General features: G+C 70.7%; 18 protein-coding genes. 6 read left to right on the forward strand and 12 right to left on the reverse strand.

Translation table 11 applies throughout. The features are described from left to right. Positions 1 to 20: 20 nt before the first annotated feature. The 5 genes from cydC to MAE01_RS09340 are packed head-to-tail and all read right to left on the reverse strand — an operon-like array spanning position 21 to position 6,387. Positions 21 to 1,670, reverse strand: a complete 1,650-nt coding sequence (gene cydC, locus MAE01_RS09320; protein WP_147039274.1) for a thiol reductant ABC exporter subunit CydC — start codon at positions 1,668 to 1,670, stop codon at positions 21 to 23. Beyond that, positions 1,667 to 3,307, reverse strand: a complete 1,641-nt coding sequence (cydD, locus tag MAE01_RS09325) for a thiol reductant ABC exporter subunit CydD (protein ID WP_147039275.1) — start codon at positions 3,305 to 3,307, stop codon at positions 1,667 to 1,669. The genes cydC and cydD overlap by 4 nt, the downstream gene beginning before the upstream one ends. Then, entirely contained in the window at positions 3,304 to 4,314 is a 1,011-nt protein-coding gene (gene cydB, locus MAE01_RS09330) for a cytochrome d ubiquinol oxidase subunit II (RefSeq protein ID WP_147039276.1), read from the reverse strand. Before cydB ends, cydD begins: the two co-directional genes overlap by 4 nt. Positions 4,315 to 4,329: 15 nt before the next feature. Next, positions 4,330 to 5,742 carry a cytochrome ubiquinol oxidase subunit I gene (locus MAE01_RS09335; RefSeq protein WP_147039277.1) on the reverse strand — a complete coding sequence of 471 codons (1,413 nt, stop codon included), beginning with the start codon at positions 5,740 to 5,742 and terminating at the stop codon, positions 4,330 to 4,332. A 27-nt stretch (positions 5,743 to 5,769) separates the two neighbouring features. Beyond that, on the reverse strand, positions 5,770 to 6,387 hold the full coding sequence (locus MAE01_RS09340; RefSeq protein ID WP_147039278.1) for an ArsR family transcriptional regulator: 618 nt from the start codon (positions 6,385 to 6,387) through the stop codon (positions 5,770 to 5,772). A gap of 161 nt (positions 6,388 to 6,548) precedes the next feature. Between MAE01_RS09340 and MAE01_RS09345 the strand changes: the two genes are divergently transcribed. Together MAE01_RS09345 and MAE01_RS09350 are read left to right on the forward strand one after the other, a co-directional pair. Continuing rightward, positions 6,549 to 7,025, forward strand: coding sequence for a MogA/MoaB family molybdenum cofactor biosynthesis protein (locus MAE01_RS09345; protein WP_147039279.1), 477 nt, complete (start codon positions 6,549 to 6,551; stop codon positions 7,023 to 7,025). Beyond that, positions 7,022 to 7,447 (forward strand): molybdenum cofactor biosynthesis protein MoaE, encoded by a 426-nt coding sequence (locus MAE01_RS09350; RefSeq protein WP_147039280.1) that lies wholly within the window; start codon positions 7,022 to 7,024, stop codon positions 7,445 to 7,447. The genes MAE01_RS09345 and MAE01_RS09350 overlap by 4 nt, the downstream gene beginning before the upstream one ends. A gap of 7 nt (positions 7,448 to 7,454) precedes the next feature. Here MAE01_RS09350 and MAE01_RS09355 read toward each other — a convergent pair whose 3' ends face one another. The 6 genes from MAE01_RS09355 to MAE01_RS09380 all read right to left on the reverse strand — a co-directional run bounded on the left by MAE01_RS09355 (position 7,455) and on the right by MAE01_RS09380 (position 11,480). Continuing rightward, on the reverse strand, positions 7,455 to 7,688 hold the full coding sequence (locus MAE01_RS09355; protein WP_147039333.1) for a MoaD/ThiS family protein: 234 nt from the start codon (positions 7,686 to 7,688) through the stop codon (positions 7,455 to 7,457). Further along, positions 7,685 to 7,969 carry a DUF6457 domain-containing protein gene (locus MAE01_RS09360; protein WP_147039281.1) on the reverse strand — a complete coding sequence of 95 codons (285 nt, stop codon included), beginning with the start codon at positions 7,967 to 7,969 and terminating at the stop codon, positions 7,685 to 7,687. The genes MAE01_RS09355 and MAE01_RS09360 overlap by 4 nt, the downstream gene beginning before the upstream one ends. Then, a complete protein-coding gene (mobA, locus tag MAE01_RS09365; RefSeq protein WP_186806193.1) occupies positions 7,966 to 8,556 on the reverse strand; it encodes a molybdenum cofactor guanylyltransferase in 591 nt (196 codons plus the stop codon). The genes MAE01_RS09360 and mobA overlap by 4 nt, the downstream gene beginning before the upstream one ends. After that, on the reverse strand, positions 8,553 to 9,035 hold the full coding sequence (gene moaC / locus MAE01_RS09370; protein WP_147039283.1) for a cyclic pyranopterin monophosphate synthase MoaC: 483 nt from the start codon (positions 9,033 to 9,035) through the stop codon (positions 8,553 to 8,555). The genes mobA and moaC overlap by 4 nt, the downstream gene beginning before the upstream one ends. Beyond that, a complete protein-coding gene (locus MAE01_RS09375; protein WP_147039284.1) occupies positions 9,035 to 10,267 on the reverse strand; it encodes a molybdopterin molybdotransferase MoeA in 1,233 nt (410 codons plus the stop codon). Before MAE01_RS09375 ends, moaC begins: the two co-directional genes overlap by 1 nt. 106 nt (positions 10,268 to 10,373) lie before the next feature. After that, positions 10,374 to 11,480, reverse strand: coding sequence for a ThiF family adenylyltransferase (locus MAE01_RS09380; protein WP_147039285.1), 1,107 nt, complete (start codon positions 11,478 to 11,480; stop codon positions 10,374 to 10,376). Between the two features lie 152 nt (positions 11,481 to 11,632). Here MAE01_RS09380 and MAE01_RS09385 point away from each other — a divergent pair, with 152 nt between their 5' ends. Genes MAE01_RS09385 through MAE01_RS09400 form a run of 4 tightly spaced genes read left to right on the forward strand, consistent with a single transcriptional unit; the run spans position 11,633 to position 14,380 of the window. Beyond that, entirely contained in the window at positions 11,633 to 12,031 is a 399-nt protein-coding gene (locus MAE01_RS09385; RefSeq protein ID WP_147039286.1) for a TOBE domain-containing protein, read from the forward strand. Then, entirely contained in the window at positions 12,028 to 12,804 is a 777-nt protein-coding gene (gene modA, locus MAE01_RS09390) for a molybdate ABC transporter substrate-binding protein (protein WP_147039287.1), read from the forward strand. The genes MAE01_RS09385 and modA overlap by 4 nt, the downstream gene beginning before the upstream one ends. 56 nt (positions 12,805 to 12,860) lie before the next feature. Then, positions 12,861 to 13,628 (forward strand): ABC transporter permease, encoded by a 768-nt coding sequence (locus MAE01_RS09395; RefSeq protein WP_147039334.1) that lies wholly within the window; start codon positions 12,861 to 12,863, stop codon positions 13,626 to 13,628. Positions 13,629 to 13,639: 11 nt separating this feature from the next. Then, on the forward strand, positions 13,640 to 14,380 hold the full coding sequence (locus tag MAE01_RS09400) for a sulfate/molybdate ABC transporter ATP-binding protein (protein ID WP_147039288.1): 741 nt from the start codon (positions 13,640 to 13,642) through the stop codon (positions 14,378 to 14,380). A gap of 190 nt (positions 14,381 to 14,570) precedes the next feature. Here the strand turns inward: MAE01_RS09400 and narI are convergent, their stop codons facing one another. Then, positions 14,571 to 15,320, reverse strand: coding sequence for a respiratory nitrate reductase subunit gamma (narI, locus tag MAE01_RS09405; protein ID WP_147039335.1), 750 nt, complete (start codon positions 15,318 to 15,320; stop codon positions 14,571 to 14,573). Positions 15,321 to 15,325: the final 5 nt, after the last annotated feature.

A 15,325-nucleotide genomic window follows, 5' to 3' on the forward strand; every position in this document is an offset into this window, starting at 1 on the left:
CACTTGAGCAACTATCCGAGTCAGACCGTGCGACCCGCCTCGATTCTCACGACCCGATCGACGGTCCCCTCCGGCGGGGCGACGTGCGAGATGAGCAGCACGGACTGCCCGGTGGCCGCAGTGAGCAGGTCGCGCAGCAGCGCATCGGATGCCTCGGGATCGACGCCGGCGGTCGGCTCGTCCAGCACGAGCACCGGGAACCCGCGCAGCAGCGCCCTCGCCAGCGCGAGCCGCTGAGCCTGACCGCCCGACACGAGCGCGCCGCGGTCGCCGACCCGCGCGTCCAGCCCGCCGCGCTCGCGCACCCAGGCGCCGAGGCCCACGCGATCGAGCACGCCCCGCAGGTCGTCGTCGCTCGCGGTGTCGCGCGCGAACAGCAGGTTCTGCCGGATGTCCTCGTCGAAGAGCTGCGGATGCTGTTCGCACAGCCCGATCGTGCGTCGCAGTGCCGGCCCGCTGAGGGTCGCGGCATCCGTCCCGCCGATCGTGAACTCGCCCTCGGCGCGGAGGAACCCGACCAGCACGGAGGCGAGCGAGCTCTTGCCTGCGCCGCTCGGGCCGGACACCAGCACGCGCTCCCCCGGCGCGAGATCGAGCGAGACGCCGCGCAGGGCCGGCGCACCGCCGGGCCAAGTGGCGCGGACGTCGCGGAGGCGCAGAGCCGTTCCGTCCGGGTCATCGTCGGTGCCGGCATCCGCTCGCAGCTCTTCGGGCACCGACGCCGGCAGCACGTCGACGACGCGCTCGGCGCTCGCGCGCACGCTCCGCCAGGATGCCGCGGCGACCGGCACCGCGCCGAACACCTCGAACACGACCATCGGCACGAGGACGACGACAGCCAGCCAAGGTCCGTCGATCGCGCCGGTGGCGAGCCCAGGGGATGCCGCGGCCACCGCCCACGCCGATGCCACTCCCGCCAGCACGGACACGACACCGGCAGCGACCGCCTGCGCCAGCGACGCGCGCGTCACGGTGCGCCGGACGTTCGCGTCTGCGCGCTCGATGCGCTCGCGCGCCGCAGGCTCGGCGCCGTACGCGAGCAGGACGTCGAGGCTGCCGAAGTAGTCGACGAGGGATGCCGAGAGCTCGGCGCGTTCGTGTGACACCTGTGCTTCGGCGCGCGCGCCGAAGACCCAGCCGAGGCCGATCGCGACGAGCGACGCGACGAGGAGGCACACCACGAGGGTGAGGGCGGCCGGCGGGGAGATCACGGCGACGAAGCCGACCGCGCCGATCGCGACGACACCGGCGACCGCGAGCGGCTGCACGACGCGCAGCGGCAGGTTCTGCAGGTTCTCGACGTCGTCGACGAGCGCGGAGAGCACCTGCCCGCGGTCGGTGCGTCCGAGCCCGGCCGGCGACAGCGGGATGAGCCTGCGCACCATGTCCGAGCGGGTCGCGGCGAGCTGGCGGAGCGCCGCGTCGTGCCCCGACAGCCGCTCCAGGTAGCGGAACACCGCTCGCGACACCGCGAAGAACCGCACTCCGACGACCGCGACCGACAGCGGCACGAGCGAGTCGACGATCGAGGCGCTGACGATCAACCAGCCGCTGACCGCGAGCAGCGACACCGCGGCGGCGGCCGAGAAGACTCCCCAGATGAGCCCCGGGAGGAAGCGACGGATCGGCGGCTGCGCGAGCCGGAGGATGTCGCGGACGCTGCCGCTCATGCGAACACCCCCAGGGTGACCACGCGATCGGCGACCTCGCGCGCGGTGCGGCGATGCGAGACGAGCAGGATCGTCGCGCCGGCATCCGCCCGGGCCCGCAGCGTCGCCCACAGGCGCTGCTCGGTCTCGGCATCCAGAGCGCTCGACGGCTCGTCGAGGACGAGTACGCGGTCTGGGCCGGCGGCGTGGCGGTAGAGCGCGCGGGCCACGGCGACGCGCTGCGCCTGGCCGCCGGAGAGTCCGCTGCCCTGCACTCCGAGCTCCTGCGCGGGGTCGAGGTCTTCGGCGCAGGCGGCGTCGAGGGCGCGGCGGACGGCCGCATCGTCGGTGGTACCACCGAGGGAGACGTTCTCCGCGATGGTGCCGCGGATGAGGCCGGGAGCCTGGCCTGCCCACGCGAGCCAGTCGGCGGGGGCGAGTTCGCGGACGTCCGTGCCCTCGAATGCGGCTATGCCTTCGAACGCCGCGGCTCTCCGGAGGGCGGCGATGAGGCTCGACTTTCCGGAGCCGCTCGACCCCTCGATCAGGGTGATGGTGCCGGGAGATGCCGTGAACGAGACCGGAGGGAGGTCGCGGACGCGGAGGTCCGCCACGCACAACTCAGGAGGATCGGCGGCTGCCGACCGGTCCGGAGCCGAGAAGTCGGTGTTCTGCGGAAAAACTCCGGAGTTGTGCGGGGCAGGGGATGACGCCTCCGCCTCATCAAGCACCTCGAAGATGTCTTCGGTCGCGGCGACTCCCTCTGACGCGGCGTGGAACTGCACGCCGACCTGCCGGATCGGCAGAAATGCCTCCGGCGCGAGCAGCAGGACGAACAGCCCCACCTCGAGCGACAGCTCCCCCGCGAGCAGCCGGAACCCGACCGCGATCGCGATGAGCGCGACCGCGAGCGACGAGAGCAGCTCCATCGCGAAGCCCGACAGGAACGAGAACCGCAGCACCTTCATGGTCTCCCGGCGGTACCGGTCGGCCGTCGCCTCGATCTGCGAAGCCGCCCGCCGCTCGCGCCCGAACAGCCGCAGCGTCGCGAGCCCCTGCACGGTGTCGGCGAATCGCGCCGCCAGGTGCTGCAGCGTCTGCCACTGCTTGCGCTGCACGGTCCTGGTCGCGATGCCGATCAGGATCATGAAGATCGGGATCAGCGGCAGCGTGATCACCGCGGTCAATCCACTCGGCCAGTCCTGCCACCACATCACCACGACGATCACCGGCGTCGCGATGACGGTCAGCACCAGCTGCGGCAGGTACTTCGCGAAGTACTGGTCCAGTGCCTCGAGTCCGTGACCTGCCGTGACCGCGAGTGAGGCCTGATTCCGCGTCGCCAGCCAGCCGGGGCCCAGGCGACCGATGGCCCTGATCAGCGCTCCGCGCAGTTGCGTGCCGGTCTTCGCCGCGGCCCGCATCCCCGCGAAGTCGGATGCCGCGATCAGCACTCCGCGCAGCAGCGCTAGGCCGAGCATCCACATCAGGGAAGAAATCACGGACCTTCCGGCGAGAGCGCCGGTGACGGCATCCGTCAGGAACCAGGCGAAGGCGATCACCACCGCGGTCTGGAGCACGCCGAGCGCTGCGGCGAGGACGAAGAATCCTCGCGCAGCGCCGGCGTACTTCAGCAGACGCGGATCGACGGGCTTCACGCGTGAACCGGAGCTCCTTCGATCGATGCGCGGGTGACGCGCTTGCGGAAGATCCAGTACGTCCACCCCTGGTAGAGCAGCACCAGCGGCAGGGCGACCAGGGCCGTCCACGTCATGATCTGCAGCGTGTACTCCGTGCTCGACGCGTTCTCGATCGTGAGGCTGAAGGCCAGGTCGATCGTCGAGGGCAACACGTTCGGGAAGAGGGCGGCGAACAGCGTCACCACGGCGAACAGCGTCGTCGCGGCGCCGAACACGAACGCCCAGCCCTCACGATCGCGCATGTTCGCCACCAGCGACAGCACCAGCGACACCGCGGCGAGCGCCGCGAGAGCCAGCACGACGATCGAGAAGTGCGCCGCGACCGTCCAGATCAGGAACACCGCAGCCACCACGAGCGTGATCAGCCCGGCGCGGAGCGCCAGCCGGCGAGCATCCGAACGCAGCTGCCCGTCGGTCTTCAGCGCGACGAAGGTGACACCGTGCGTGAAGAACAGCAGCAGCGTCGTCAGGCCGCCGAGCAGGCCGTAGGGGTTCAGCAGGTCGAACACCGTGCCGACGTACACGTGCCGCTCGTCGAGCGCGACGCCCTGGATGATGTTCGCGAACGCGACGCCCCACAGGAATGCGGGAACCGCCGAGCCGATGATGATCATCCGGTCGAACCCCGCCTTCCACTTCTCGGTCTTGCCCTGGTGACGGTATTCGAACGAGACGCCGCGCATGATGAGCGTGAGCAGGATCACCAGCAGCGGCAGGTAGAAGCCGCTGAACAGCGACGCGTACCACTCCGGGAACGAGGCGAACAGGCAGGCCCCTGCGACGATGAGCCAGGTCTCGTTGAGATCCCAGACCGGTCCGATCGTGTTGATGATCTGGCGGCGGGAGACGTCATCCTTGCCGAGGAAGGGCAGCGACATGCCGACGCCGAAGTCGAACCCGTCGAGCACGAAGTAGCCGACGAACAGGAAGGCGATGATTCCGAACCAGAGCGTTGCGAGATCCATTTGGCTTCCTTCCGATCAGTAGACGACCGACGGCGCGGGCGCCGCCTCGTCGTGGGTCTCGGTGGTGTCCGGCCCCTTCTGGGCCGCCTTGACGATGAGCCGGATCTCGACCACAGCGAGTGCGGCGTAGATCGCCGTGAACGCGATCAGCGAGATCAGGACCTCGAGCCCGGACGTGCCAGGCGAGACGCCGTCACGGGTGCTCATGAGCCCGAACACGATCCACGGCTGGCGTCCCATCTCGGTGAACACCCATCCGACGATGTTGGCGAACAGGGCGAGCGGATACGACCAGATCGCGATCTTCCACATCCATTTAGCGACCGGCTTCTTCGCGTTCTTGCGCGTGACCCACAGCCCCACGAGCGCGATGAAGGCGTGCAGCATGCCCAGGCCGATCATCCAGCGGAACGACCAGTAGGTGATCCAGAGCACCGGCGCGAAGTTGTCGATGCCGAGGTCGGCGAACTGCACCGCGTACTCGGCGTTCAGGTCGTTGATGCCGTGCACGCAGGCGTCGAGCGTGTGCGTCGACAGCAGTGAAAGCAGGTACGGCACGCGGATCGAGAACAGCTCGGACGAGCCGTCGGGAGTGCCGAGCGTGAACAGGCTGAACGAGGCATCCGCCCCGCAGACCGTGTCGAATGTCGCCTCTGCCGCCGCCATCTTCATCGGCTGCGCGGCGTACATCGCGAGTCCCAACTGGTCGCCGGTGAGGGCGACGCCGGCGGTGGAGACGAGCATCGCCCACAGGCCGAACTTCAGCGAGACGTGCATCGTCTCGAGGTGCTGGCCGCGGTAGAGGTGCCAGGCCGACACCGAGATGATGACACCGGCGGCGAACATGAACGCGCCGAAGATCGTGTGCGGGAAGGCGGCGAGCGCGACCGGGTTCGTCAGGAGCGCCCAGAAGTCGACGAGCTCGGCGCGGTTGGTGGCGGGGTTGTACTCGTAGCCGACCGGGTTCTGCATGAAGGCGTTGGCGGCGATGATGAAGTACGCCGACATGATGCTGCCGATCGCGACGAACCAGATGCTCATCAGGTGGAGCTTGCGGGGCATCTTGTCCCACCCGAAGATCCAGACCCCGATGAAGGTCGCCTCGAAGAAGAACGCCAGCAGCCCCTCGAAGGCGAGCGGGGCACCGAACACGTCGCCGACGAAGCGGGAGTAGTCCGACCAGTTCATGCCGAACTGGAACTCCTGCACGATGCCGGTCACGACGCCCATGGCGAAGTTGATCAGGAAGATCTTGCCGAAGAACCGGGTCAGGTGCAGGTAGTGCACCTTCGCGGTGCGCACCCACGCGGTCTGGAAAATCGCCGCGGCGAGCGCCATGCCGATCGTCAGCGGAACGAACAGGTAGTGGTAGACGGTCGTGAGACCGAACTGCCATCTGGCCAGCGCAAGTGGATCGAGCCACTCCATCACGAGACTCCCTCTCTCCAGCGACCGTCAGGCCGCAGAATCCGTCAGCTGGACGATGCATTCCTCGGGCAGCGCGGGGTCGCGCACGAAAGCGGCGGCGAGCGGGCCTCCGGCCTGAGTGAGCACCCCCTGCATGAGACCGAGGTGCACCTGGCACAGCACTGGGCGATCCTTCGATCGCGCCGCGGCGTGCGGGCACGGCGTGAGGTCCACGGTGAGCTGCCGGTCGTCGACGACGGGCTCGAATCCGCTCTCCTCGAGGTGTTCGATGAGGGCATCGAGCTGATAGGTGGCCGGGCGACCCAGATCGGATTCCGTGACGGGAAGCGCCCGGCGCATGAGGTCGCCGCGGCGGGCGGCCGCCGTGACCTTGTCGCGGGCCACAGGGCTGGATGCTTCCGGCGCTCCGGTGGCCGCGCTGTAGAGCGTGCGCGGTCGACCGCGAGTGGTGCGGCGCTCGGTGGCCTGGATGACGTAGCCGCCGTCGATGAGACGCTGCAGGTGCTCGCGCACGGTGTTCTGGTGGAGGCCGGTGGCATCGCAGATGTCGGCGATCGTGCGCGGGGACTGCGACTGGACCAGATGCAGGATCTGCACCCGGGAGAACGTTGAGATCGGCCCGCAGACGAGCCCGCCGTTGGCCATGTATCCATTATTTCGAGCCCCTGATCAGGCGGCGAATTCTGGGCCGTGAATAATCGCTTTTCGCGATAGGGATGTCGGATCCCGTCGATAGCGTCCCTGCATCGTTGCCTGCCGATCGCCATCATCGCGACTATCGCGACCGCGCCGCTTAGGCTGAGAGCATGATCCCGGCAGCCGTCCTCACCGTGTCCGATCGGTCGGCCGCCGGCCTGCGAGAGGACACCGCGGGGCCGATTGCGGTCGAGGCGCTGCGGGCCGCCGGATTCTCCTGCGAGACGGCGAAGATCGTCCCGGACGGTGCGGATGCCGTCGAGAGCGCCCTGCGCGGACTCCTCGCGTCCGGCATCCGCCTGGTGGTCACGACCGGCGGCACCGGTGTCGCCCCGCGCGATGAGACTCCCGAGGGGACGGCGCGCGTCGTGGAGCGCGAGCTGCCCGGTATCGCCGAGGAACTGCGACGGCGCGGTGCGCAGGCGAAGCCGGCCGCGCTGCTGACCCGCGGCATCGCGGGCGTGGCAGTCAGCGCTCTCGGCGTCAACCTCCCCGGCTCCCCCGCCGCGGTCGCCGAAGGAATGCCCCTCGTGGTGTCCCTGGCCGGGCACGTACTCGATCAACTCGACGGAGGAGACCACGCATGACCGTTCGACTCGCCCGTATCAGCGATCAGCCGCTGTCCCTCGATGCCCACATCGCCGCCGTCGAGAACACGGCCGCCGGCGCGGTCACGACGTTCGTCGGTCGCGTCCGCGATCACGACCCGGATGCCGCCGACGCCGTCGTCGCGCTGGAGTACACAGCGCATCCCGACGCCGAGGCCGCACTGCACCGGATCGCCGAGGCCGCCGCCGGTGACACGGATGCCGTCATCGCTGTTAGCCACCGCATCGGACGGCTCGGGGTCGGCGAAGCGGCCGTGGCCATCGCCGTCGCGTCCTCGCACCGCGACGAGGCCTTCACCGTCTGCCGCGAGGTCATCGAGGCCATCAAGCGCGACCTGCCGGTGTGGAAGCGTCAGGTCGAGGTCGACGGCACGACGGCGTGGAAGGGGATCGGCGGGTAGCCGGGCCTCACCCGCCCGCGAACGGCGGAAGCACGTCGATCGTCTGGGTGCCGGCGAGCGCGAACTCGTCGTCGACGCGGGCGCCGTCGACCAGCACCGCGCACCGCGGGAGCAGTCCGTGCAGGGCCGGATGGGCCGAGAGCAGAGCCGCCTTCAGCTCTCCGAGGGTCGCGGCATCCGTGGTCATCGCGTCGCGCCCGACTGCTTCCTGAGCGGCGGCGAAGAAGCGCACCGCCGTCACGACCGGTCCCCTGCGCTCTGCCATGTGGACGCGAGCGCGACGACGCCGTCGACGGCCTCGCGCACCTGTTCGGGGGAACCTCCGGCGCGCCCTGCGACGAGTCCCGCGACGAACGCGCTGAACGGTGCGGCGGGCCGGGCGACGCCGTTCGCGACGTCGCGGGCCAGGTCGAGGATCAGCGCGATCGGAACGTCCTCGGCCGCCAGACCGAACCTGTCGCGCAGCGCCAGCGCCCACTCCTCGAGCGCTTCCGGGGGCAGTGTGCGGGATGCCTCGCTCATGATTCCTCCTCGAATTCGGCGCGGATGCGGTTAAGGTCCGCGGGGGTGTCGATGTCTGCGGTCTCTCCAGCCTCGTCGTTCAGCCAGGAGATCTCCAGACCGCCGAGCGCCGCACGGCAGGACACGTTCTCGAACCCGCCGTCGAGGGCGCCGAGCGCCCGGCGGAGGGCTTGCGTGCGGTACGCGCCGGCGAGCCACTGCGGGTGTTCGTCGGCGGTGAAGACGTGCGCCTCGACGTCGTCGCTGTTCCCGGTCCTTTCGTGCAGCCGATCGACGACCCGGGGAGCACGCGGCAGGTCGCCGGCGAGCAGCATCATCCATTCCGGCTCCGGGGTCGGCAGCGCGCCGAGGGCTGCGGCAATCCCGGCGACCGGGCCGGAGAAGGGCGGCTCTTCTCTTGCCCAGAGCACCGGCGCGTCTTCGTCGAGGACGGGTCCTGCGACGATGATCGGGGTGCATCCGGCATCCGTCAGCGCGTGCACGGTGCGAGCGAACAGCGTCTGCCCACCCACCTCGAGCAGCGGCTTGGTCCCCCCGCCCATGCGCCGAGACCGTCCGCCGACGAGCAGGATCGCCCCCGTGCTCACGGAGTCTGTTCTCCGGGACGCACCCATGACCCGCTGCGGCCACCCTCCTTCGCGGTGATGCGCAGGTTCTCGATGCTGACCGTGCGATCGATGCCCTTGATCATGTCGATCACGGCGAGCGCCGCCACCGAGACCGCGGTGAGCGCCTCCATCTCGACGCCGGTGCGGTCGGCGGTGCGGACGGTCGCCTCGACCTCGACCCCGCCGTCCTCGATTCTGAGGTCGACGACGGCCCCGTGCACGCCGATGACGTGCGCGAGCGGGAGAAGCTCCGGGGTGCGCTTGGCTGCTTGGATGCCGGCGATCCGCGCCACCGCGAGCACATCGCCCTTGGGCACGCTGCCGTCGCGCAGGAGCGCCACGGTCGACGGGTCGCAGCGCACGAAGCCGCGCGCGGTCGCCGCACGCACGGTCGGGGTCTTCTCCGTCACGTCGACCATGCGTGCGTGACCGGTGGAATCGAGGTGGGTGAAGGTCATCACAGCTCCATGACTTCGATGAGGTCGCCGGCGGAGACCTGCTCCGTCTCGGCGGGGACGATCGCGTACGCCTCGGCGATACCGAGCCCGACGCTGAGGTGCGATCCCGATCCGCCGGCGGTCGCGGGACGCACGACGGGTCGGGCGGGGTCGGAGCGGTCGATGACCGCGGGCAGGTACTGAACGCGTCCGGGTGGGGTGCGCCAGCCGGTGCCGGCCGGCAGGTGCATCCGGGGGCGATGGATGCTGCGGCGGCCCTGCATGCGCAGCAGCGCGGGTCGCACGAACACCTCGAACGACACCGCCGCGCTGACCGGATTGCCGGGGAGTCCGAACAACAGCATGCCGTCCGCGGTCGTGCCGAAGCCCTGCGGTTTGCCCGGCTGCATGCCCACCTTGGTGAACTCCATGCTGTCGCCGAGGCTCTGCTTGACGACTTCGAACGCACCGGCACTGACGCCGCCGGAGAAGACGACGGCATCGGCGCCGGAACGCTGCGCCTCGGCGACGGCATCCGCCGGTCCGTCGCCCTCGTCGTCGACGACGCGGCGCAGCACGACCTCGCCGCCGGCTTCTGCGACGAGGCCCGCTAGCAGGGTGCTGTTCGACTCCGGGATCTGCCCGCGTCGCAGCGGTTCGCCGGGGGCGACGAGCTCGGAGCCGGTCGACACGACGGCGACCCTCGGGCGCTCGGAGACCTCGACGAGGCCGATGCCGGCGGATGCGAGAGCGGCCAGTTGCCGCGGGCCGAGAAGCGCCCCCGCGCCGAGGACGACGTCGCCGACGGCGGTGTCCTCGGCCGTTCGGCGGATGTGCGCGCCGCGTGCCCTCGGTGCGCGCTGCACGGTCACCTCGCCGAGCGAATCGGCGAGCCCGCCGGCGGTGTCCTCGAACGGCACGATCGCATCAGCGGCGGCCGGAACCGGAGCCCCGGTCATGATGCGCACCGCCTCGCCCGCACCGATCGCGGGGTCGAGCGCGCTGCCGGCGGGGATGTCGGCGACGACCGTCAGGACCGCCGGACGGTCGGGCGCGGCATCCACGACGTCCGCGAAGCGCACCGCGAACCCGTCCATGGCCGAGTTGTCGAAGACCGGAACGGCGCTGGCGGCGCGCGCGTCGACGCGCAGGGTGCGGCCGTGCGCTTCGTCGAGTGGGACGGTGACCGGCGGATGCTGCCGCACCTGCGCAAGCACGCGGTCGAGCTGTTCCTCGACAGTCCGGTACGTCATCGCGGGCGCCCCTCTCCCCGGTCGAGGTGTTGCAAGTTGTCGCTTCTGGTCCTCGTGAGCGGCAGATTGCGCCACCTGGGCACTGAAATCGGGTGCGGGCGCGCGGTCATGACACCCGCTCAGCGGCCCAGGCATCCATGCCTCCGGCGAGTACGACGGCATCGGCACCGGCGGCGCGCAGCGCGGCCGCCGCACGTCGGGCGCGGACGCCGGCCTGGCAGATCACCACGATCCGCCCCGCGCCGAGCGCCGACGGCTCGGCGAGCACCTGCGCCAGCGGCACGTGCCGAGCACCCGGGATGGTGCCGGTCGCGACCTCGGCGTCCTCGCGCACGTCCAGCAGTCGTGCGCCGGCGACGGTTTCAGCGGACAGCGCTGCGACCGGGATCTCGACGGGAATCGTCGGGTCGGCTGCGGCCGTTGTCGGGGCCGGGGTCTTGCGTGCCCTCGACGGTCTCAGCGGCACCTCGCTCGTCTTCGCGCGCAGCGCGTCGATCACGAGCACGCGGCCGAGCAGCGGGTCGCCGATGCCGGTGATGAGCTTGATCGCCTCCATCGACAGGATCGCGCCAGCCTGCAGGCACAGCGCTCCGAACACTCCGACGGCGGCGCAGGTCGGCAGTTCGCCGACGCTGCCGGGCGGATACAGGTCGCCGAGCACGACGGCATCCGCGCCATCCGACGGAGCGGACCAGAACACCGTGATCTGAGCCGCGAACTCCTGGATGACGCCCCACACCAACGGGATGCCGAGGCGCTCGGTCGCCGCGGCGACCACGAGGCGCGTGTCGAACGTGTCGGTGCCGTCGATGACGAGATCGGCGCCCGCGAGCAGGGCATCGGCGTTCTCGTCGGCGATCCGCTCGCGCATTGCGCGCACCGTGGTCTCGGGCGAGAGATCCGCGGCGACGCGCACGGCGCTGTCGACCTTCGGGTCGCCGACGTCCCCGAGGCGGTGCATGACCTGGCGCTGCAGGTTCGACAGCTCGACGACGTCGTCGTCGATGATCGTGAGCGTCCCGACGCCCGCCGCGGCGAGCGCGAGGACTACCGGGGCGCCGAGGCCGCCGGCTCCGACGACGGCGATGTGAGCGGCGCGCAGTCGGCGCTGCCCGATCTCCCCGAGACCTGCGAGCACCTGATGGCGGGCCGTGCGGGCGCGTTCGGCGTCGCTCAGGGTGTCGACGGGGTCGACGAGCGGAGACAGCGCCATGCTTCTGAGGCTACGGATACCGCGCTTCCGGCGCCAGCTTCGGCTGCCAGGGAAAACCTCAGCCTGTCGTCTCGATCTGCAATCCCGCATCTGCGGAAATATAACGGCTGTTGTTCTGGATCTGCGGCTGCGGCATCCCTAGGCTCTGAGCCATGACGTCCTATCGCATCGCCGAAGCCGCCCGACTGCTCGGGGTGAGCGATGACACCGTGCGGCGCTGGGTCGACCAGGGCGCGCTGCCCGTCACCGGCGACTCGCCCGCCCGCATCCCCGGGGCCGCTCTCGCCGAGCATGTGCTCAAGGATGCCGCGTCCGCCAGGGACTCTTCCGACCGGCTCTCCAGTGCGCGCAACCGCTTCACCGGCCTCGTCACACGGGTGCAGATCGACGGCGTGATGGCCCAGGTCGACATCCAGGCGGGCCCCCACCGCTTCGTCTCGCTGCTGTCCGCCGAGGCCGCGCGCGAGCTGGACCTGCAGCCCGGCTCCCTCGCGGTGGCCGTCATCAAGGCCACCAACGTCATCGTCGAGACACCGAGGGAGAGGTCGTGAAGGCCCTCGGTCGCGTCGCTCTCGCCGCTCCGCTGGTCGGCCTCCTCCTGCTGGCCGGCTGCGCGGCACCCGCCTCTGACTCGCCCGCGCCGGAAGCCGCGGCATCCGAGCCCGCGGGCGAGGTGACCATCTTCGCCGCCGCGTCGCTGCGCACCGCCTTCGACGACATCAGGGCCGCCTTCACCGCCGAGAACCCAGGCGTCACCGTGAACCCGATCGTCTACGACGGTTCGAGCACGCTGGTGACGCAGTTGCAGGAGGGCGCCAGGGCGGACGTGCTCGCCACGGCGGACGAGCGCAACATGCAGGACCTCGTGGACTCCGGTCTCGCCACGGAACCCGAGCTGTTCGCGACCAACACCCTCGTCATCGCGGTTCCGGTCGGCAACCCCGCCGGGGTGAGCGGGCTCGCCGACCTGGCGGATGCGGTGACCGTGCTGTGCGCCCCCGCGGTGCCGTGCGGTGCCGCCTCCGCTCAGCTGCTCGACGCGGCGGGAGTCGACGTGACCGCGGCCAGCCTGGAGCAGAACGTGACCGCCGTGCTGCAGAAGGTCGCCGCCGGCGAGGCGGATGCCGGACTCGTCTACGCGACCGACGTCATCGGCGACGACGCGGTGGACAGCGTCGTCCCCGACGGCGCGGAAGAGGTCGTGAACCGCTATCCGATCGTCACGCTCGCGGGTTCGGATGCGGCGGGTGCGGCGTTCGTCGACTTCGTGCTGAGCGCGAAGGGGCAGCAGATCATGAGCGACCACGGGTTCGGCGCACCGTGAGCCGCTCGCGCCGATCGGGTCATCGTGGCACCGGCACGGATACGCCGTTCGTCCTGATGGCGCCGGCCGTGCTGAGTGTCGCGCTGCTGATCCTGCCGCTGGTCGCGCTCATCGCACGGGCGTCGTGGTCGACGCTCTGGCAGGACATCACCTCGCCGGCCGCGCTCGACGCGCTGCGGCTGTCACTGGTGAGCGGACTGGCCGCCACCGCACTCTGCCTGGTTCTCGGGCTGCCGCTCGCGCTGCTCATGGCCCGCTCCGGTCCCCGGGTCTCGGCGCTGCTGCGCGCGCTTGTCGCGGTGCCGCTGGTGCTGCCGCCGATGGTGGGAGGTGCGGCGCTGCTGTTCCTGTTCGGGCGCACGAGTCCGATCGGCCAGGCCCTGTCCGCGTGGTTCGACCTCACTCTGCCGTTCACCCCGGCCGCGGTGGTGCTGGCACAGGCCTTCGTCGCGCTCCCGTTCCTCGTGCTCGCGGTCGAGGGCACCATCCGCGGGGTCGGCGGACGCTACGAGCGCGCGGCAGCGACCCTCGGCGCCCGGCCGTGGCGGGTGCTGTGGCGGGTGACGCTGCCGCTCGCCGCCCCCGGCATCGTCGTCGGCGTGATCCTCTGCTTCGCGCGCGCGATCGGGGAGTTCGGTGCGACAGCGCTGTTCGCCGGCAACGCGCCGGGTGTCACCCAGACGATGCCGCTGGCGATCTACACCGCGTTCAACGGGGCGGGCACGGGCCGCGAGACGGCCGTGGCGCTGTCGATCCTGCTGCTCGCGACCGCGGTGGTGGTGCTGCTGCTCGTACGGGCCTGGCGACCGGGGGCGCTGAAGTGACCGGGACGGGAATGACCGCTGCGGGAGCGACCGGCGCGGAGGTGACCGGCGCGCTGGACGCGCACGTCGTCGTCGCGCACGCCGCCGTGGATGGCGAGCTGTCGCTCGCCCCGGGAGAGGTCCTCGCGGTGATGGGTCCGAGCGGGGCGGGTAAGACGACCCTGCTGGATGCCATCGCCGGCCTCACGCGTCTCGACGCCGGGCACGTCGCGATCGACGGGGCGACGCTGGCCGACGCCAGGCAGCACACTCCCCCGTCGCGGCGAGCGATCGGGCTGCTCGGGCAGGACGCGCTGCTGTTCCCGCACATGACGGCAGCCGGGAACATCGCGTTCGCCGCGCGGTCGGCCGGAGCGTCCCGCGGGGAGGCCCGCGCGATCGGCGAGGAGTGGATGCTGCGCGTCGGGCTCGAGGGCTTCGGAGAGCGGCGGCCGGATCAGCTCTCCGGCGGGCAGCGGCAGCGGGTCGCCCTGGCGCGCGCGTTGGCGGCTCGGCCGCGGGTGCTGCTGCTCGACGAGCCGTTCTCCTCGCTCGACGTCGAAGCGGCCGCGCGGCTGCGAGACGTCGTGCGCGCGCAGCTGCGCGGGACGACGACCCTGTTCGTCTCGCACGGAGTGGCCGATGCCGAGGCGCTCGCCGACCGCCTGATCATCCTCGAGCGGGGCCGGATCACACAACAGGGGGCGCTGGCCGAAGTGCTCGCCTCGCCGGCGACGCCGTTCGCCGCTGCTGTGGCCGCGAGCGCTCGGTGAATTGTGACCAGGTCCGTTTCGACTCGCTCCGCTCGCTCAACGCGTTTCGTCTCGCCTGCGGCTCGCTCAACGACCCGCGGTATGAGTGGTCTTTGACGACCATTCGGGAGCCCGGTGTTTGATCGCCATACGGGAGCCCGGCGTTTGAGCGGTCCCGCGGGACCTGAGCGGGCCGCTGGACGCGACGCCGCTAGGGGCGGCGGAGGCGGGCGGGGTCGGGCGGGGCGACCGGATCCCAGCCGCGCTTCGGATCGCGCGAGCCGCGGTGATCGTCGCGCGACCGGTACACGATGTACGGCCGGAACAGATACCCGACCGGCGCCGAGAACACGTGCACGAGTCTCGTGAACGGCCACAGCGCGAACAGCACGCACGCGGTGATCACATGCAGCTGGAACAGCAGCGGCACATCGACCATGAGCTCGGGGCGCGGACGGAAGATGATCATCTCGCGCATCCAGGGCGAGATCGTCTCGCGGTAGTGGAAGCCCGAGCCGAAGACCTGGTGCACGACCGTCGCCGCGGTGCCGAAGGCCAGCGTCGCTCCGAGGAACACGAACATGATCTTGTCCATCACCGTCGTGGCCAGGAAGACCGCCGGCACCGTGCGGCGTCGGAAGACGAGGATGGCGAGTCCGGCGAGCGTGAGGACGGCGGCGAACGTCCCGAGCACGGTCGCCCCGATGTGGTAGATCTCCTCGGTGATCCCGATCGCGTACAGCCATTCCCGCGGGATCAGCAGTCCGACGACGTGGCCGGCGATCACCATCAGGATGCCGAGGTGGAACATCGGCGAGCCCCACCGCAGCAGCCGGTTCTCGTACGTCTGCGACGACCTGGTGGTCCAGCCGAACTTGTCGTACCGGTACCGCCAGATGTGGCCGAGGATGAACACCGCCGCGCAGACGTACGGCAGCACCACCCACAGCAGGATCGGCATGGTGT

The sequence above is a fragment of the Microbacterium aerolatum genome (assembly GCF_007988825.1).
Lineage (GTDB): Bacteria > Actinomycetota > Actinomycetes > Actinomycetales > Microbacteriaceae > Microbacterium > Microbacterium aerolatum.